Annotated in this window: 15 protein-coding genes; 2 read left to right on the top strand and 13 right to left on the bottom strand. The window is 69.0% G+C overall.

All coding sequences use genetic code 11. The features are described 5' to 3' along the window. Positions 1-323: 323 nt before the first annotated feature. Together ACF8O7_RS09430 and ACF8O7_RS09425 are read left to right on the top strand one after the other, a co-directional pair. Complete coding sequence (locus ACF8O7_RS09430; RefSeq protein ID WP_043792335.1) at positions 324-878, top strand: hypothetical protein; 555 nt, start codon at positions 324-326, stop codon at positions 876-878. Positions 879-893: 15 nt separating this feature from the next. Next, positions 894-2,336: an EAL domain-containing protein gene (locus ACF8O7_RS09425; RefSeq protein ID WP_017406374.1), complete on the top strand. Its 1,443-nt coding sequence runs from the start codon at positions 894-896 to the stop codon at positions 2,334-2,336. A gap of 52 nt (positions 2,337-2,388) precedes the next feature. Here the strand turns inward: ACF8O7_RS09425 and ACF8O7_RS09420 are convergent, their stop codons facing one another. The 13 genes from ACF8O7_RS09420 to cpaB form a co-directional block, all read right to left on the bottom strand. Beyond that, positions 2,389-3,663, bottom strand: coding sequence for a glycosyltransferase (locus ACF8O7_RS09420; protein WP_392443191.1), 1,275 nt, complete (start codon positions 3,661-3,663; stop codon positions 2,389-2,391). Positions 3,664-3,697: 34 nt separating this feature from the next. Further along, the gene (locus ACF8O7_RS09415; protein WP_016450343.1) at positions 3,698-5,092 is read right to left on the bottom strand and encodes a sigma 54-interacting transcriptional regulator; all 1,395 of its coding nucleotides are present in this window, start codon (positions 5,090-5,092) and stop codon (positions 3,698-3,700) included. A 47-nt stretch (positions 5,093-5,139) separates the two neighbouring features. Next, on the bottom strand, positions 5,140-7,404 hold the full coding sequence (locus ACF8O7_RS09410) for a TadG family pilus assembly protein (RefSeq protein WP_126313050.1): 2,265 nt from the start codon (positions 7,402-7,404) through the stop codon (positions 5,140-5,142). A gap of 17 nt (positions 7,405-7,421) precedes the next feature. Next, positions 7,422-7,940, bottom strand: coding sequence for a TadE/TadG family type IV pilus assembly protein (locus ACF8O7_RS09405; protein WP_227472670.1), 519 nt, complete (start codon positions 7,938-7,940; stop codon positions 7,422-7,424). Positions 7,941-8,080: 140 nt separating this feature from the next. After that, positions 8,081-8,596 (bottom strand): TadE/TadG family type IV pilus assembly protein, encoded by a 516-nt coding sequence (locus ACF8O7_RS09400; protein ID WP_026062699.1) that lies wholly within the window; start codon positions 8,594-8,596, stop codon positions 8,081-8,083. A gap of 32 nt (positions 8,597-8,628) precedes the next feature. Continuing rightward, positions 8,629-9,078 (bottom strand): DUF3613 domain-containing protein, encoded by a 450-nt coding sequence (locus ACF8O7_RS09395; RefSeq protein WP_026062698.1) that lies wholly within the window; start codon positions 9,076-9,078, stop codon positions 8,629-8,631. 10 nt (positions 9,079-9,088) lie between these two features. Then, positions 9,089-10,069, bottom strand: a complete 981-nt coding sequence (locus ACF8O7_RS09390) for a hypothetical protein (RefSeq protein ID WP_280048374.1) — start codon at positions 10,067-10,069, stop codon at positions 9,089-9,091. 2 nt (positions 10,070-10,071) lie between these two features. Beyond that, entirely contained in the window at positions 10,072-11,076 is a 1,005-nt protein-coding gene (locus tag ACF8O7_RS09385) for a type II secretion system F family protein (protein ID WP_034368021.1), read from the bottom strand. Between the two features lie 60 nt (positions 11,077-11,136). After that, entirely contained in the window at positions 11,137-12,099 is a 963-nt protein-coding gene (locus ACF8O7_RS09380) for a type II secretion system F family protein (RefSeq protein WP_016450673.1), read from the bottom strand. Continuing rightward, positions 12,096-13,418: a CpaF family protein gene (locus tag ACF8O7_RS09375; protein ID WP_016450674.1), complete on the bottom strand. Its 1,323-nt coding sequence runs from the start codon at positions 13,416-13,418 to the stop codon at positions 12,096-12,098. The genes ACF8O7_RS09380 and ACF8O7_RS09375 overlap by 4 nt, the downstream gene beginning before the upstream one ends. 7 nt (positions 13,419-13,425) lie before the next feature. Beyond that, complete coding sequence (locus ACF8O7_RS09370; protein ID WP_280048372.1) at positions 13,426-14,967, bottom strand: pilus assembly protein CpaE; 1,542 nt, start codon at positions 14,965-14,967, stop codon at positions 13,426-13,428. A 4-nt stretch (positions 14,968-14,971) separates the two neighbouring features. Beyond that, a complete protein-coding gene (locus ACF8O7_RS09365; protein WP_126313054.1) occupies positions 14,972-16,471 on the bottom strand; it encodes a type II and III secretion system protein family protein in 1,500 nt (499 codons plus the stop codon). Between the two features lie 25 nt (positions 16,472-16,496). Beyond that, the gene (cpaB, locus tag ACF8O7_RS09360; protein ID WP_016450677.1) at positions 16,497-17,543 is read right to left on the bottom strand and encodes a Flp pilus assembly protein CpaB; all 1,047 of its coding nucleotides are present in this window, start codon (positions 17,541-17,543) and stop codon (positions 16,497-16,499) included. Between the last annotated feature and the right edge of the window lie 161 nt (positions 17,544-17,704).

Raw genomic sequence — 17,704 nt, 5'->3', positions numbered from 1 at the left:
AAGTGATGCGCTGGAACATACACCGAAAGGGGGGCCGCGCCTGGCAGCCAGGGCAGCGTCGTCCTGCGCAGCCGCCGTGAAAGTAACGCCGTGGCGTGCCGGCGTTACGTGACATCGCCCGTAACGCTGCGGGGTGACACGGTGGTGGCTGTGCTTGGGTGCCCAAATAAATCAATAGGTTACAGATGGCTTTGCGTTGGATGAAGACGTCCAGGCCCATGGCACGCTTGTTGCAACAGGATGCAAAAAGCTTGTCGCAGTGTCTGGAAAACCGTGTGCTGCGCCGGCCGCCCCATTGATCGCTGTCTTTCGGAGGAGAAACCATGGCCGCTGTCTCGTTGTCGTTTGCAGGCATGCCCCTGCCGCGACTGCGCGCCTACCCGGAAAGGGCGCGCAGCAAGCCGTTGAACGTGCCCGCGTCGTTTGCGTCTGCCGCCGTGCCGCGCACCGCTGCGCGCGAGGCGGGCGACGGAAGCCCCCATGCGCAGGTGGCGCAGGCGGCGCCGGTGGCGCTGCTCACGCGGGTGAGCGAGGGCGTGCGCATCGTGCGGCGCAGCGATGTGATCGTGGCGCAGGCCGGCGCCTTGCTGCAGCAGGGCGACCGGGTCATCGTGCCGCAGCAGGGCAGCGCGCAGGCGGTGTTCCAGGAGCAGGACGGGCAGGCGCTGCTGGGCAGCTTTGCCGGCGGAACGGATGCCACGCTGGCGTATTTCAGCCGCAAGGCGGATGCCTGCTCGGTGGTCTTTGACCTGGTGGCCGGCCATGTGGACCTGGCGCTGTCGGCCGTGGATGCCGGCATGCTCGGCGGCGGGCCGGCCGGCCGGGGGCGCAGGGCGATCGGATTTCACTGCTATTCACAACCCATTGCAGGCCGTTGAACGAAGGCGCTCACCATGCACGACATCATCGAACCCTCGCACAGCGACATGCCCCTGGATCTGGCCATCTGGCTGCCGCCCCTGCAGGCCTGGCGCAGCGTCTATGGCAACGGTTTCTGCGACGAGGCCATGCAGGCCTGCATGGACCGGCTCAAGGGCCTGGGCATCGATGCCCAATCGCTGGAGCGCGCGGGCGATACGCTGCTGGTTCGCGGGTTCGACCCCCGCACGCTGGCCGACACGGTGCTGCCCGGCCATCATGCCCGGCATGGCTGGATGCATGCGCTGGAGTCCGCCCTGGTGAGCGAGCCCGTGGTGCACGGCTCGCGCCAGGCCTATCTGCGGGCCGAGGTGCAGGCGCTGGGCTGCGTCTCCTTCGCGGGGCTGCACGAGATACGCGGCAAGGGCCACGCCACGGCGGGCGGCCAGGACATGGCGGTGCGCAGAATGCCCGCCAGGCTCATCAAGGGCTACCAGGCCGACATGCAGCTGGCGGGCCGCCTGCTGGACGATCTGCGGCTGGGCCATCTGGCGCTGGCATTCCAGCCCGTGACGCTGCTGGAGCCCGGGGGCATGGCAGGGGGAGGCAGTGGGACCGGCACGGGCCGCACGCTTTACCACGAGTGCCTGCTGCGCCGCAGCGTGTTCTCTGCCTACGACAACTATGCCGTGCCCCATGCCATCGAGGCGCTGGAGCGGCTGGGCCTGGCCGCGCGGCTGGACCGCAGCGTGCTGTGGTCGGTGATAGGGGCGCTGGAGATGAAGACCGGCCACAGCCTGGGCTGCAATCTGTCGGCCGCCTCGTTCTGCGACGAGACCTGGTGGGAAGGCGTGTTCGACTATCTGGAGGAGCGGCCCGAGATCGCCCAGCGCCTGGTGCTGGAGATCACCGAGACCGGTGTCTTCCCCTGCGAGAAGGCCGCGCTGGGCCTGGTGCGGCACCTGCAGATCCTGGGCGTGCGCGTGGCGCTGGACGATATCGTTCCCCGGCGCGGTGGCCTGGACATCCTGGGCAAGCTGCGCGCCAACATCGTCAAGATCGACAAGTCCGTGCTGGACCAGAGCCTGCAGGCCCGGCCGTCGGCCCGGATGCTGCAGGGCCTGATCAGCCTGTGCGCCGACCGCGGCGCCTGCGTGATCGTGGAAGGCGTGGAGTCCGCCCAGGGCATGGAGGCCGTGGCGCTTGCGGGGGCGCATGGCGTGCAGGGGTTTTTCATAGCCCGGCCATCGCTGCATGGGCTGCTCGACCAGGTGGTGTGCGTGGCCGATGTGCTGGAGGTGCTGCAGGCGTCCGAGGCGCAGGAGGGCGACGCGCTGGACATGGCACTGAGCATGGCCCTGAGCTGGAGTGGCATGGACCGTGTGACGGCTCTTTCGGCTGCCGACAGCGGGACTGGCGGGGCCGTCGGCGCTGTCGGGGCTGTCGGGGCCCCTGCATCGGCGCTGTCCGCCGCCTAGGCGCGCAAGGGCCCGCACCTGAACGCAGGCCGGGCCCGGCCCGCATTGCACCTCACTCCAGCATCAGCGGGCTCGCCCTGCGCCGCGCCATGGCCAGGCGGAACAGGTCCATGAAGCGCGGTGCCACGTTGGAGATGTGAAAGCGCTTGCCCGTCTCGCGCGCGGCCCGGCTGTAGCGCTGGCGCCGGGCCGGGTCGTCGCGCAGCTGGCGGATGGCGCCGATCCAGGCGTCGTCGCTGTCGGGCAGCAGCAGGCCGTTGACGTCGTTTTGCACCAGCTCCGGCACAAAGCCCCAGTTCGAGCCGATCACGCAGCCGCCGCGCGCCAGGATCTCCATCAATCCCCAGTTGGCCACGCCGTAGCGCAGCGGGTAGAGGAACAGGTCCACCGAGGCCAGGGTGCGCGCGAACTCGTCGTACGGCAGCTTGCCCGGGAACTCCACCACCTGTGCGGCCGGGTGGATCTGCAGCAGATGGTCGCGGAAACTGGCCACCTTGCCCTGGTAGCGGCGCTCCACCCATTGCTGTTCGTAACCGTAGGTCACGGCCGTGGGGTCGCCCAGGGCGATGAAGCGCATCTGCTGGCCATCGCCCTCGCGCACCAGGCGGTCGACCAGGCGCATGAAGGTCTCGAAGCCCTTGGAGCTGGACAGGTCGCGCGATGAGAAGGCCACGGTGAAGCGCGCGTCCTGGCGCGGCACCGGCTCGGCCCGCTCGTCAGGGGCCTGGATGTCGAAGCCCTCGAACTGCACGGCCACGCGCTCCTGCAGCAGCGGCGGGAACAGCGAGCGCGCATGGGCGCTGGGCGCGATGGTCAGGTCGCTGCACAGCACCTGGTGGTAGTGCAGCATTTCCATGTTGCGGTCGGCCAGGCGCTGGGACAGGTCGGGCGGGTAGTCGGGCTCGTTGCCGTGCACGCGGTAGCTGGGGAATTCGATGTAGCTGACGATGGCGGCATCGATCTCGCCGTACAGCAGGTTGGGCGCGGCCCACAGCGAGTGGGCGACCACCACGTCGATGCGCTTGCCCTTTTCCTTCTCGAAGGCCTGCAGGCCCTGCAGGAGGCCGCGGCCTATGCGCGCCGAGCGCTCCACCTTGCTGGAGTAGTAGTAGCTTTGCGGGCCGACGATGTCGCCATCGGGCCGGAACGACAGCAGGTGGTCGCACTGGCTGGCGTAGTTCTCGGCATGGCCGGGCATGGTCATGAACCAGCTGTCGGCCGCGCCGCTGGCGCGAAGGTGGCTGCACAGCAGGCTGTACTGGCTGGGGTAGACGGCGCTGACGAAGATGATGACCGGCTTGTCCTGCATGTTCGTGGAGGTCTCCATGGCGTGGGGGGATGGGATGTGTCGGAGGGCGTGCTCAGCCCGGCACGGGCACTTCGGGCTCGCCGTCGCTGATCTGGTACTTGCGCATCTTTTCCCAGAGCACCTTGCGGCTGATGCCCAGGTGCTGGGCCGTGTTCTGGCGCTTCCAGTCATTGGTGTTGAGCGCCGCGATGATGCGGTTGCGCTCGTCCATGTCCCAGTTGCTGCGGTCGGCCAGCAGGGGCTCGGCGGCGCCGGCGTCCGGCGGGAAGGTGGTGGCCGACAGGGCCTGGGCGTGCTGCAGGATGCGCTGCGTGGCGCCGTCGGCGTTCCAGTCGCGCGTCTGGCGGGCGGCCACGCCGATGCGCTCGGCCAGGTTGCGCAGCTCGCGCACATTGCCGGGGAAGTACATCTGGGCCACGGCGTCGAGGATGAAGAAGGGCGGCTCGCCCAGCTCCTTCATCGTGGCCTCGCCCACCACCTTGTGCAGGATGGCGTGGAAGATGGCCAGCTTGTCGGCCTCGCCGCGCTCCTCCAGGCTGGGGATCTGCAGCTCGATCACGGCCAGGCGGAAGAACAGGTCGGCGCGAAAGCGTCCCTCGCGCACCAGCCCGCGCAGCGGCTTGTTGGTGGCCGCCACCAGCCGGAAATCCAGCCGCACGGCGGCGGCCGACCCCAGCCGCGTGATGGCGCGCTCTTCCAGCACGCGCAGCAGCTTGACCTGCTGGTACAGCGGCAGGTCCGCGATCTCGTCCAGGAACAGCGTGCCGCCGTTGGCCTGCTCCAGATAGCCCTTGTGGGCATTGACCGCGCCCGTGAACGAGCCCTTGGCGTGGCCGAAGAACAGGGACTCGAACAGCCCGTCCGGGATGGCGCCGCAGTTGACCACCACGAAGGGGCCCTGGCCGTAGCGGTTGTTGCGCTCGTGCAGCCGCTCGGCAATGCGCTCCTTGCCCACGCCGGTCTCGCCGATGATGAGCACGCTGTGCTCGCAGTCGGCAAAGGTGTCCACGTCGCGCAGCAGGCGCTGCATGCAGTCGGCCACGGCGATGATGTCCTCCGAGCGCTGCACCTGGCGCTGGTTGCTCTGCATGCGCCGCAGTATGCGCACCAGCATGGCCCGCAGCTCGGCCCCCGTGAAGTCGAAGGGCAGCACATGCGAGTACTCCATGGCATAGGTGCCGGCGTTGGCGTCGCGCTGCTTGGCGCTGACCCACAGCACGGGCATGCCGAAGGTGCCCTCCACGCCCTGGCGCGTGAAGCGCGCGCCCTCCAGCACCGAGACGCTGACCACGGCGATCGCATTGCCCAGCTCGCTGGTGTCGGCGGGCAGGGTCAGCCCGTCGGCGCGCACCACGTCCACGCCCAGGTTGAGCACGCAGCGCTCCACCCGCTCGGCGATGTCGGCCTGGCCTTCCCAGACATAGATGACGAGCTCGTCCAGATTCACGTTGCATTCCCTCGTTGTCGATTCATGGATTGGATGGCCTGTGCAGTTCAAAAAACCAGTTGCGCCGTGTCGCAGCCGATGGACAGGGCCTTGATGTCGGTGCGGCCCACCTCCAGGCCCAGCGTGTCCTTGAGCACCGTGGTCAGCAGCCCGCCCACGCCGTTGAGGATGGGCTTGAGCACGCCCGTGATCAGCGGCTTGAGCAGGGTGCACAGGGCGCCGGTGCAGGTGAGGTTGTTGTCGCGGTTGAGCAGGGACTGGATCTCGGGGCTGTTGGCGTTGATCGCGTACAGGTACTGCGGGTGCGAGGTCAGCAGCTTGGTCACGTTGTGCTTGACGCAGCCGTTCCAGTTGAGCAGCGAGCTGAGCAGGCCCGCGCAGCTCTGGTAGCCGTTGTCGTAGGTGGAGATGCCCAGCACATCCAGCAGTCCGCCGGGCACGCTGGTGTAGGAGTTGAGGGCGGCCGAGAACGTGCCGCTGGGCCAGCTGGAGGAGGGACAAGCGAACAGGAAGCAGGATGTGGCGATGGCGTTGTTGAACGTGAAGTTGGAGGTGAGCAGCTTTGGCATGTAGTCCGGGTCGCCGGGCACACCGCGCCCGTTGAGCAGCAGGTTGGTCACGCTGGTCACGTTGTACAGGCCGTTGACCTTGGCGGCATCCAGGTAGGACTCCAGCAGCCGCGTGGTGATGTCGGTGGGCGTGGTGCCCGGCGGCTGCAGCAGGCCGCTGAGCAGGTTGAGCAGGCCCGTGACGATGTTGTCGACCGTGTCGCCCAGCGCCAGCTGGTTCACCTGCGTGGAGCGGTTGGTCTTGGACCAGTTGGGGTCGGCCGGATCTTCGTAGCCCGGCTCCATGCCCAGGCCCGTGGTGGAGTCGGTGTACTCCAGGGCCGGCACCCACAGCTTGCCGGTCAGCACGGGCAGGTGCAGCAGGGTGATGAGCTGCTCGTCCTGCAGGCCCTTCTCGCAGCTTTGCTTGTTGGCCGGGTCCATCTTGCCCACACAGGCATTGAGGATGGAGGACTTGACCGACAGGTCCATGGTCTGCGGGCTGGCGCTGCACTGCAGCGCCGTCAGCGTGCCCGTGGCGTTGGTGATGTCCACGGCAATGGGCAGCTTGACCTGGGTGCCCAGGATGTCCTTGACCAGCCATTTGAGCGCGCCGCCCAGCAACTGGTCCGTGTCCACGTTCAGGTTCAGCCGGATCTGCGCGCTGTAGCCCTGCGTGCCGACGGGGCCCACGGCAATGGTGGGCGGCTGCACGATGGTCAGCTGGGCCTTGATGAGGCCGGCCACATCGAGCTGGTTGGCCTGCAGCGCATGGCCGTTGGCGCCGATGGCGATGGCGGTCTTGAGCACGTCGCCGATGCCCAGCTGCACGTCCATGGCCGCGTTCAGCGGATCGGTGCGGCCGGCGCCCAGGAAGGCGAACAGGCCCTTCTGGTCATCCAGGCTGCCCAGCGGGATCTTGATGGTGCTCAGCCCCGCGTTGATGATCTGGGTCTTGAGCGCGTTGAGCTGCACGGCCAGCGCGTTGTCGGTGATGGCGCTGATGGAGGCATCGATCACGTTCAGCAGGGTGACGCTGGCGATGTTGGCCAGGCCCTCGGGCGACAGCGCGCGCAGCTGCTCTATGCCCAGGTTCACGCCCAGGGCCTTGAGCAGGCCGGCCGGGCTGATCTTGGCATCGGCCAGGCCCTTGGAGTCCAGCAGGGTCAGCATGCCCACGTCCAGCCCCACCAGGCCCAGCAGCCCGCCCAGCGGCGTGTCCTTGTTGAAGCGCAGCAGCTGCGAGCCCACCTGGAAGGACGCCACCGAGTCGTTGCGCATGGCAATGGCCTCGGCCACCACCAGGCGGCTCCAGGTGCCGGGAAAGATGGTGGGCGAGGTGCCGCCCACCGTGACGCGCGCCGCGTTGAGCGGGCCGGAGGCGGCGTCGAAGAAGCGGCCGCCGCTGGACTGCCTGGCCGGGTCCGCCGGGTTCCAGTTGCCGCAGCTGACCAGGGTCTGGGCGCTGCTGCGGGTCAGGGGAACCGGCCAGTTGGCCGTGATGCTGTCCTCGCCCGCCGTCACGCAGGCGGCGCGGTTGCTGCGCTCGGCATTGATGGTCTGGGCGGCCTGGGTGGCTGCCAGATCGGCAATGCGCTGCAGGTCGCGCTTGGCGTAGTACATGTAGCCCAGGTCCACGATGCCGAGCAGCAGGAACAGCACCGAGCCCAGCAGGGCGAACTGCACGAGCAGGCTGCCGCCTTGCCGGCGCCCTTGCCGGCGCGTTCTGGGGCGTCGTACGGATGCGGGGAGGTGGGTGAGCATGCTCTGGTCCTCCTGTCTTAGCTGCCGGGGGCGAGCCTGATCAGGCTGCGGGCCTCCAGGCGCGTGGGTTCGCCCAGGGTCTGGCTGCCCACCTGCAGGCCCTGGCCCAGCACGGGGGGAAGCATGTACACCACGCTCAGCGTGGCCTGGGAACTGGTCCAGTCGATCTGCACCTGGGTGGGCGCCGTGCCGGGCGGAATGCCGCTGGCCGTCAGGCTCTGGTTCACCACGTCGGTGGTGGCCTGCAGGATGTTGGCGCGCTCGGCCGGCTTGGCCGGATTGAAGCCAGCCATCCCGCCGAAGGCCAGATGCTGGACCATGCGCGCGCCGTCGCCCGTGGCGCGCGCCACCGACTGCTGGGCCTGCAGCACGCGCCAGTACACGAACATGCCCATCAGCAGCATCACCATCACCCCGGCGATCAACGCGAACTCCACCGCCGCCACGCCGCGCTGCCGCCTGTGCAGCCCTGCCGCGAAGGTATCGCCGGTGTCCTGCATGAACTCGGCCGATGCAGCAGGGCGTGCCCCACGCAAGGCATGCCCCAACCCAGGGACACCGAGGAAGGGCCTAAGCCGGCCGCGCCGCCCCGCCCCGAGGGTGTCGCCGGTTGCCCGGATGCCCCCCTCCCGCGAAGCGAGAGAGGGGGAAGGCGCGAAGCGACTCAGGGGGAGCTTCATAGCCCCCCCCTGTCCACCATGATGCTGGCGCTGGCGGTCAGCGTCGTCGGCATGACCAGGCCGAAGCCCGGCAGGGCGGGTGCTATCGGGCTGGTTCCATAAGGGATGGTGAAGCCCACGCGCACCATGCAGCGTTCGGCCACCAGCACGCCGCAGGTCAGCGTGGCCGAGCACAGCTCGCTGTTTTGCAGCCTGCAGATGCGCACGTCGATGCTGCCTGCCGTGGGCCTCAGGTCGGCCGGCAGCCAGTCCAGCCGCTGCTGCACCAGGCTGCGGGCTGCGTCCAGGCGGGCGCTGCGGCTGGTCTGGTAGCGCAGCGTGGCCCGCGCGGCGTCCTCGGCGGCGGCCTGCATGGATTCGCGCACCAGGAACGCCAGCCCGTAGCTGATGCAGGCGTACAGCAGGGCGAAGAACACCGGGAAGATGATGGCCCACTCCAGCGCGTACACCCCCCGCTGCCGCAGGCTGGCAGGCCGGTGGGGGTGGTGAGCGCGGAGTGGGCGCCGGATCATGGTCGTTCCTCAAGCTGCTGGCCGGGGCGGGCTCAGTTCTTGCCGCCGGCTTCGACGCCGGTCTTGTACAGGGCGGGGATTTCCGTCTCGAAGCTCTTGAGGTAGCGCGCATAGCTGCGCCGCGCCTGCTCGCCGTCGATGGGGCGGGCACGCTGGCCCGGCTGGCTGTGCTGCATTCCCAGCAGCCGCAGGGTGCCGCCGCCGATGTCGATCTCGCGCCGGGGCACGTACATCACGGTTCCATCGGGGTTGGTGTAGAGCGTGTAGCCGGCCAGGATGGAGTCGGTGGAGGGCTCGGCGAACACATGGGGCCGTGCATCCACCTGCTCGGGCGGGCTCTGCACTTCGCCAAAGGCCTGGGCGTGTGCCGGGGCCGTATGGGTCAGGGCCAGTGTCAGGGCCAGGCCGGCAGCCGGCAGCCAGGGCGCCAGCGCTGCGGCGGCTGCGCGGCGGGGCAAATGCATGCGGTGTGTGTCTGGCATGTCGTGGTCCTCAAAGTGGCGAGGCCGGTGCTGCGCCAGCGGCGCCGGACGGCTCGGACAGAAGAATGCGCCGGGTGATGCCGGCCGGCAGGGCGCTCGCGTCGGTGGCGGGCCTGGGCACGGGCTCCACGCCCCGCGCCAGCCGGGTCCCGGGCGCGGGCGCTGCGGACAGTTGGCCGCCGCGCAGGCGCACCGCCTCGTTCACGCTGGCCAGCTGGGACTGCAGGGTCTGCAGCGAGGTCTGGTCGATCATGGGCAGGGCGCCCTTGGCCTGGGGCTGCGCCAGCTGGCGCAGCAGCTGGGAGGCCTGGGTCTCGTTGCCGCTGGCCAGCCAGAACAGCGCCATGTTCAGCTGCACCCGCGCGTTGGCCGGGGCCAGCTGCGAGGCCTGCATGATGGGCATCTGCGCGGCGGCCAGCTGGCCGTCGAGCATGTGGGCGTAGGCCAGGTCGCTGAGGACGTTGGCGTCTATGGGATTGAGCTGGCGCGCCTTCTCCAGCTGTTCCACGGCCTGGCCATACTCGCCCTGGCTTGCGTGCAGCAGGCCCAGGCCGCGCCGCGCGCGTGCCGTGGTGGCGCCCTGCAGCAGCGCCTGGTAGGCCTGCCGGGCCTGCTCGGCCTGGCCGGTGTTGCGCAGCGCGTCGGCCCGCATCAGGCGCGATTCCGGTTGCGTGCCGTATTGCTGCTCGAAGGCCTCGGTATGCGCCAGCGATGCATACCACTGGCCGGCCTGCTGCATCTGCGTGATCAGGTCCAGATAGGTCTGGGCGTTGTCGACCTGGGTGGCCTGCTGGGCGTTTTGCAGCTGCTGCTGTGCCTGGGCTGCGGTCTCCTGCTGCGAAGAGGTGGCGCCGTAGCCTTGCGGCCCTTTGCCGGCGCAGCCGGCCAGGGCCAGGGCCAGGGCCATGGCCAGGGGGGCCAGGGCTGTCCGCGCTGTCAGTGCTGTCAGCGCTGGCGTCCGCCCGGCGGGGGTGCCTTTGTGGTGTCGCATGCCTAGCGTCCTCCCATGGTTGTCAATGCCCTGATCACGGCCAGGAAACCGGGGCCCGCCGTGATGACCAGCAGTGCGGGCAAAAGCGTGAGGACCATGACGCCCGTCATCTTGACGGTGATGGAACCTATCTTTTCCTTGAAGCTGGCCTGGCGCTTTTCGCGCAGCCGGATGCTGAATTCCTTGAGCGGCTCCTGCACGGCGCCGCCATGCTTGTCCACCTGCACCAGCAGGTTGACGATGGCGCTCATGTCGTCGTCCGCGCTCATGTTGACCATGCGCTGGAAGGACTGCTCGCGCGTGCGGCCGGTGTTGTAGAGCTGGTTGGCCAGGGCCAGCTCGCCGCTGATGACGCGCAGCACGCCCTTGAACTCCGAGGCCAGGATCTGCAGGCTCTGGTCCACGCTCAGGCCCACGCCCTGCAGCAGTCTCAGCAGGTCCACGAACAGCGGCAGTTCCTCGACCACCTGCTCGCGCCGGCCCTTGGCCCGCGAGCGCAGAAACCACTTGGGAAGCATGAGCCCCAGGCTCACTGCCACAAAGCCGTAGACCAGCGCAGCGTTCTCGCCGGGGCGCAGCACACCCAGCGCCAGCAGGGGCAGGACCACGCACAGCACCATGCGGCTGGCCACATAGGCCATGCTGCCGTTGCGCGTGCCCACGCCGGCCTGGTCCAGCAGCTTGCGGTCCTCATCGGCCAGCAGGGCCTTGGCCACGCCCCATTGCAGCCAGGCCGGTGGCGGCAGGTTGGCCGCCACCGCCTGCGGGGAATCGGACGAACGCACGTTGATGGACAGCGGGTTGAGCAGTTGCGCGTCGTTGGCCTGCATGGCGCTCTTCGTGGCCGCCTTCGTGGTCGATGCCGAGTCGCGCGCCTGCAGGATCCTGGCGACCTGGCTGGAGGCGCGTGCCGAGCGCCACAGCCTCCACACCAGGGTGGACGCCCACAGCACCAATCCCAGGGCGCCCAGGCCGATGCTGGCGATCCACAGTTGCTGCGTGTTCATGCGTGGCTCCTTGCGCAGACGGGTGGGCGGGCGTGTGCTTGTGCCTGTGCTGTCATGGGTTCACCTCAGCTTGGCCAGCCGGTACAGGAGAAAGGCGCCCAGGGCTTCCAGGGCGGCGGCGACCAGGACCATGGTCTGGCCGCTGTCGTCGTTCCACATGCGCATGAAATAGCCCCGGTTGATCACCATGATCAGCGTCCCCACCACCAGGGGCAGCAGGGCCAGCACCCAGGCCGACATGCGGATCTCGGAGGACAGCGCATGCAGTTCGCGCTCGGCGGACTGGCGGTCGCGGATGTAGGCCGACACGCGCTCGAGCACCAGGTCGGCGCGGCCGCCATAGCGCACGCTCATGCGGAACACGGCGGCCAGCAGGCCGAATTCGGGCAGGCGCCAGTTGCGCTCGAGCTGGCCCATGGCCTGCCCCAGATCGGGCGAGGCACTGAGCATGGCCGCCGCCTGCTGCAGGGCATCGCCCAGCGGATCGGGGACGTTGTTCAGCGCCATCTGGAAGGCCGCATGGGGCGAGTTGCCGATGGAGATCAGGCGGACCATGTTGTCCAGGAAGCCGGGCAGCTGCTGCAGCAGCCTTTCGCGGCGCTTGGCCTGCCGCCGCCAGATGCCCAGGCCCAGAAGCACGGCATAGAGCACGGCCACCACCAGCCCTGCCGCCGCTCCTGCCTGGCTGGCAGCCAGCAGGGCCAGGACCAGGCCGGTGATGGCGAACAGGGCCAGGGTGTTGGATGAGATGCCCCAGGACTGGATGCCCAGGCGCTGGTTCAGCCATTGCACCGCGGCAGGCGCCGGCGCAGGCTGCGGCGCGGCGGGCTTGTAGACAGGCTCGGCCATGGCAAGCGCGGGCGCAATCGCCTCCCTGTGGCCTTCGACGCTGCGCTGCAGGTGCAGCTTGATCGACTGCTCATGCTCCTTGCGGCGCCCGCGCATGATCACCCACAGCGCCAGTGCCAGCAGCAGGCAGGCCAGCGCGCCGAGGATGAGGATGACGGGTGCCAGGCCTGTCATCGCACGCCTCCGCTGCCGGCCTGCTGCTGCGAGCGCCACCAGCTCAGCAGCTTGGGCGAGTGGGGCGAGATGCCCAGCGAGACCCAGTGGTCGATTTCCTGCCCGTCGCCGCCGACCTGGGGCTCGTAGCGGTACAGCTCCTGCATGGAGATCATGTTGTCGGTCATGCCCGTGACCTCGGTCAGCGACAGCAGGCGCCGGCGGCCGTTGGACAGGCGGCCGATCTGCACGATGAAGTCCACGGCATTGGCGATCTGGCGGCGCAGGCTGACCTCGCTGCCCTGGAAGCCCGCAAAGCCTGCCAGCATCTCGGCCCGGTACAGGCACTCGCGCGGCGAGCTGGCGTGGATGGTGCCCATGGAGCCGTCATGGCCGGTGTTCATGGCCTGCAGCAGCTCCAGCACTTCGCCGCCGCGCACTTCGCCGACGATGATGCGGTCGGGCCGCATGCGCAGGCTGTTGCGCAGCAGGTCGCGGATGCTGACGTGGCCCGAGCCGTCGAAGCCGCCGGGGCGGCTTTCCAGCCGCACCACATGGTTGTGGTTGAGGGCCAGCTCGGCCGTGTCCTCGATGGAGACGATACGCTCGCTGGAGGGGATGAAGCTGGCCAGCGCGTTGAGCAGCGAGGTCTTGCCCGAGCTGGTGCCGCCGCTGACCAGGATGTTGCAGCGCGCCTGCACGGCCATCTCCAGGATGCGGCAGATGTCGTGGTTGAAGGTGCCCAGCTGCACCAGCTCGGAAGGCGTCAGCGGGTCCTTGCGGAACTTGCGGATGGAGACCGAGGGGCCGTCGATGGACAGCGGCTCGATGATGACGTTGATGCGCCCGCCATCGGGCAGGCGGGCATCGACCATGGGGCTGGATTCATCGAGACGCCGGCCCAGCGGCGCCAGGATGCGGCGCACGATGCGCAGCACATGCTCGTCGTCCTTGAAGTGCAGGGTCTCGCGCTGCAGCACGCCGCCGCGCGAGACGTAGATGTTGCCGTGGCCGTTGATGAGGATGTCCTCGACCCGGGGGTCCTCCAGCAGCGGCTGCAGCGGTCCCAGTCCCGTGAGTTCGCGCGTGAGGGCGCGCGCCACCTGCAGCGCCTCCTGCTCGTTGACGGGCACGGAGTGCAGGCGGATGAAGCTGTCCAGCTCCATCAGCACGAACTGCGCGATGGCAGCCTGCGACCAGCGGCCGAACTCGGCGCCCAGCTCCTCGATGCGGCTGAGCAAATGCTCGTGCGTGCGGTTCTTCAGGTCGAGGAACAGCGCGCTTTGCTCGAACTCGCTGGCCTGTGCGTCCGCCAGATGGGAATAAGCCGTGGTCGTCATGGTGCGTTCAGCTTCTTGTTCGGTGGAAGAAACGGTTCAGTCCGCGGGCGGGCGCGGCCTGATCGCCCGCATGGGCCTGGTGGTGGGTGGTGATCAGCAAGGTGGCGAGCTTGTCCACGGCCTGCACATAGGGCTCCCGCTGCAGGCGGCTGGGCAGCAGCTGGCCCTGGTTGACGGCCTGGGCCAGCTCCCGGCGGCGCTCGGGGATGGTGGCCAGCAGCGGCAGCTGCAGCTGCTTGGCGATCTGCTGGGCCTCCAGTTCGAGCTGGCTGTCGTGCCGGCTGACGATGAGGTGCATGCGATCGCGCTCGATCTTTTGCTCGTCCAGCTGCCGCAGCAGTTCGGTGGTGGAGACCACGCTGGCCACGCTCTGGTCGCAGACCACCCAGACCTGGCTGGCGCGCAGCGCCACGCGCATGGCCAGGTGGGTGGGGACGACGGCGCCCAGGTCGGCAATCACGTGGCGGAAGTACTGGCGCAGGCGCAGCAGCAGGGCATCGACGTCGGCATACGAGACATCGCGCAGGCGGCTGGACTGGCGCGGCAGCGTGAGCATGCGCAGGCCGCTTTCGTGGCGTGACAGGCCGGTGGAGGCCAGGCGCCGGTCGAAGCGGCGCAGGTTGTTGACGGCCTCGATGAAGTCGAAGTCGCTTTGCGTTCCCATGTACAGGGAGCAGTCGCCGCTGGGATTGCCCAGGTCGATGAGCAGGCCGTCCAGCGTTTCGTTGCTGATTTCGCTGGCGCTGATTTCCTTGCCCTCGATCCGGCCGTGCAGGCGCTTTTGCAGATACCAGGCCAGGTGCGAGACCAGCAGGCTGCTGCCCAGGCCCGCGCGTGCGGACAGGATGGCCGTCAGCGGCGCGCTGGGCGCGCTGGACTGCGGTGCCGGCATGCGCTTGATCAGCTCGCGCACGGTCTGCAGCGCGGTCTGCACGGGCGCGTCCACGTCCAGGAAATCCTGCACGCCGGCACGCAGGGCGGCCAGCATGCACTGCGGGTACTTGGTGCGGCCCACAGCCACGCAGGGCAGGTGGGGGTGGGAGATGTGCAGCTGGGAGGCCAGATGGGCGGCCTCGTCGGTGGACAGCGGGTCGAAATGCACAAAGATGGCATGCGGCATGAAGCGCTGTACCTGCTCCGTGATGTTGTCCTGGAAGCGCGCCACGTGCAGCCGTGTGCCGTCCAGCATGCGCTGCATCCAGGACTGGGCCAGCGCGCTTTCGGGCGTGCCGGCATGGATGAACAGCAGCTCCATCTCCAGCACATCGTCGAGCGGCTGTGGCGGCTGGCGCAGCGCGGCAGTCGATGCAGCGGCGGACGCCGCTGCGGCATGGGGCGGCGCCATCCTGTCCGGTGGCGCCTTGTCCAGCAGCGCCTTGTCCAGCAGCGCTTTTTCCTGGGCCATCGCGTCGGTGGCGGGCTGCAGCTTGCCGGCCAGCGAGGTCGAGGAACGCAGACCCAGCAATGTCTCCAGCGAGGTGGGTGAGCCGATGGCCGGCGAGCCTGTGGCGTCCACAGGCGAATCGGTTGCGGTGGGCTTGCTTGTCATGTCGTCAGTACGAGAAACCGGGTACGGCGGTGTCTTGGTTCATTCCGCCGGCGAGGTAGGGCAGCCAGACCTTGCCGGCGTTGCGCTGCTCGGAGCGCGCGCCCGGCAGCAGGGCTTCGAGGTTGGTGCTGGCGGGCAGCGGGTGGACCAGGCGCGGGGTGACGATGATCACCAGCTCGGTCTCTTCCTGCGTGTAGTTGAGGTTCTTGAAGAAGGTGCCCAGGATGGGCAGGTCGCCCAGCACGGGCACCTTGCTGACGTTGGAGGTGGTGGCGCGGCTGACCAGCCCGCCGATGACGAAGCTCTCGCCATCGGCCAGCTCCACCGAGGTGTCCGCGCGGCGCGTGCGGATGGCGGGCACGGTGACGCCGCTGATGGTCACGCCGCTGTTGAAGTCCAGGTCGCTGGCCTCGGGCGAGACCTTCAGGGCGATGCGCTCGTCCGACAGGATGGTGGGCGTCAGCTGCAGCTTGATGCCGAATTCCTTGTACTGGATGGCAATGTTGCCGTCGCGCGCAGGCACGGGAATCGGCAGCTCGCCGCCGGCCAGGAAGCTGGCGTTCTGGCCGGTCTGTGCCAGCAGGGTCGGCCGGGCCAGCACGCGGGCCATGCCGTTGCCCTCGAGGATGCTCAACTGCGTGACGATGCCGGCGCCGCTGAAGGCCTTGCCGAAGGTCATCACCAGGCTCATGGCGCTGGCAATGGCCGAGGAGGTGTTGTTGGACACGCTGCCCGATCCCGTGTTGCCCGAGCCCGTGCCGCCCGACCCGGTATTGCCCGTTCCCGTGCCCGTGCCGTTGGTATTGGTGCTGATGCTGCCGACCACGCCGGGGCTGAAGCTGCCGAAGCTGAAGCCCTGGTTGTTGCGCCCGCCGCTGTAGATATTGACGCCTACGCGCTTCATGGCGGATTTCTTGAACTCCACCACCTGCACGTCCACCTGCACGGTGTTGCTCCTGACATCGATCTGCGCGTTGTCCACCAGCGGCGTCTGGGCGGGCGCGCCCAGGCGCAGTTCGGCCACGGCCTGGGCATGCTCGGGGACCGAGGCCAGCCGCTTTTCCAGCAGCAGGTGCTGGCCTCTGACCTGAACCTCCCAGCGCTGGGGAACGCCGCCCTTGCGGGGCCACACCACCAAGCTGGTGCTGCCCTGGGCCTTGGGCGTGAGCAGCAGCTCGGTTCCGCCGGAGCCGGAGCCGGCACTGGCGCCGGAGCCCGGCGTGGCGCGCAGCAGTTTCACATCCAGCACATTGGGGTCGCCCACGGCGATGCGGACCGGGGCGTCGGCCAGCGCCATCAGGTGCTGGCGCCCGGCCACCAGCTGCAGGGATTCGCCAGGAAGCATGTCGCCGGCACCAGGGTTGGCCATGCCCTGGCCGGCAGCGGTGTCCGCTGGGGCAGACACTGCTGGCGTCAAGGCCAGCAAGGCCATGCTGCCGCACAGCGTCCAGACCGCCCTCTGCAGCGGCGTGGCCCCGGCCGTCGAGATGTTCTTGCACTTCATGGCATCTCCCTCTTGTTGTGTGTTGTCAGTAGTTCACCATCTGCACGGCCGCTCCGTTGTGCAGCTCCACCGTGCGTTCGCGCGGGGCCCGCTGCGGCTGGGGCCGCACGGCGGGCGCGAGGGCCGTCATGGGCTGCGCGGCCGGCTTGCGGATGTTCCTGGCGTCGGCGCCGGTGGCCAGGTCCTGCATGCGCAGGCCGGCGAAGGCGCGGTCTGCACCCTCCAGCGTCTGGTCCTTCCTGAGGCGGCCGGCCACCGGCTGCAGCGCGCCGGGCAGGGCGGCGAAGAGCTTGGGATCGGGCACGGACAGGTCGTCGGGGTTGCGCAGGGCCAGGGTGAGCTGGCCGAATTTCTCGGCCAGCGTGAGGCGCTCCACATCGTCCAGCGGCACGGCCAGCACGGCCGATTGCACGTTCTCCGGGCGCTGGCCTGCCTGATCGCCGGCGCTGGCGCGGCGCAGCGGCGAGCCTGACGACTCCTTGTCCTGCTGTGCCTGGCGCTGGGCCGCCGACAGGGGCGGGCGCTCGACGCTGCCGGCGCCATAGGCCAGCACGCGGCTGCGCGCCAGCAGCAGCCGGGTCTGCGCGTCCACGGGCGCCTGGTCGGACTTGCCGTCCAGCGTGAAGTAGACATCCACAAAATCACCGGGGCGCACATGGTGGCCTGCGGCCATCTGCTCCCGGATGGCAATCGCAACGGCCCGCTGGCCCGGCTCCAGTTGCAGCGCCAGGCCGCTGAGCAGTTGCTGCTCGAACAGCGGGGTGCCCGGTGTGAGCGGCATCAGCGTGGTGCGGCCCAGCACGTCGTCGGTTGCGGCAAAGCTGCCCGGCACGGGGGCAGGCAGCTGGGCCAGCTTCACATCGTCGCTGCCGATGCGCTGGCCTGCGGCAATGGCCTGGGCCACGACCACGACGGCGTGCAGCTGGGCCGGTTCGGGGGCCGGCTGCGACGAGGCCGCGGGGGAGGGGGCAGCCACGGGGCGTGCGGGCTGGCTGCCCAGCATCCAGGCAAGGCCCGCGAGCACGATGGCAAGCCCCACCAGCAGTCCGGCAAGAATCTTGGTGAGGTTCATGGCTGGGACTCCTGGTGCAAGTGCGTTGCGACGGTGTTCAGGGCCGGGGGCTGCCCTGGCGCTTTCCTGCCATGGCGGAGAAGCTCCTCCAGGGCAGGAAAGCGTCCAGGCAGCGCACGGCCATGGCGTGTGGCGGAGCCGGTCCATGGACGGCGTGGAGG

Origin of the sequence: Delftia sp. WSY_16, from assembly GCF_043104415.1 — a bacterium.
GTDB lineage: Bacteria > Pseudomonadota > Gammaproteobacteria > Burkholderiales > Burkholderiaceae_C > Comamonas > Comamonas tsuruhatensis.
The sequence above is the reverse complement of the archived record's forward strand: the minus strand, read 5'-3'. Positions and strand labels throughout refer to the sequence as shown.

Bases quoted from the DNA above. Each gene is read 5' to 3' on its own strand.
- ACF8O7_RS09395 (WP_026062698.1), bottom strand. From the start codon at position 9,078: ATGCCAGACACACACCGCATGCATTTGCCCCGCCGCGCAGCCGCCGCA.
- ACF8O7_RS09390 (WP_280048374.1), bottom strand. From the start codon at position 10,069: ATGCGACACCACAAAGGCACCCCCGCCGGGCGGACGCCAGCGCTGACA.
- ACF8O7_RS09425 (WP_017406374.1), top strand. From the start codon at position 894: ATGCACGACATCATCGAACCCTCGCACAGCGACATGCCCCTGGATCTG.
- ACF8O7_RS09375 (WP_016450674.1), bottom strand. From the start codon at position 13,418: ATGACGACCACGGCTTATTCCCATCTGGCGGACGCACAGGCCAGCGAG.
- cpaB (WP_016450677.1), bottom strand. From the start codon at position 17,543: ATGAACCTCACCAAGATTCTTGCCGGACTGCTGGTGGGGCTTGCCATC.
- ACF8O7_RS09430 (WP_043792335.1), top strand. From the start codon at position 324: ATGGCCGCTGTCTCGTTGTCGTTTGCAGGCATGCCCCTGCCGCGACTG.
- ACF8O7_RS09410 (WP_126313050.1), bottom strand. From the start codon at position 7,404: ATGCTCACCCACCTCCCCGCATCCGTACGACGCCCCAGAACGCGCCGG.
- ACF8O7_RS09370 (WP_280048372.1), bottom strand. From the start codon at position 14,967: ATGACAAGCAAGCCCACCGCAACCGATTCGCCTGTGGACGCCACAGGC.
- ACF8O7_RS09365 (WP_126313054.1), bottom strand. From the start codon at position 16,471: ATGAAGTGCAAGAACATCTCGACGGCCGGGGCCACGCCGCTGCAGAGG.
- ACF8O7_RS09400 (WP_026062699.1), bottom strand. From the start codon at position 8,596: ATGATCCGGCGCCCACTCCGCGCTCACCACCCCCACCGGCCTGCCAGC.
- ACF8O7_RS09385 (WP_034368021.1), bottom strand. From the start codon at position 11,076: ATGAACACGCAGCAACTGTGGATCGCCAGCATCGGCCTGGGCGCCCTG.
- ACF8O7_RS09420 (WP_392443191.1), bottom strand. From the start codon at position 3,663: ATGGAGACCTCCACGAACATGCAGGACAAGCCGGTCATCATCTTCGTC.
- ACF8O7_RS09380 (WP_016450673.1), bottom strand. From the start codon at position 12,099: ATGACAGGCCTGGCACCCGTCATCCTCATCCTCGGCGCGCTGGCCTGC.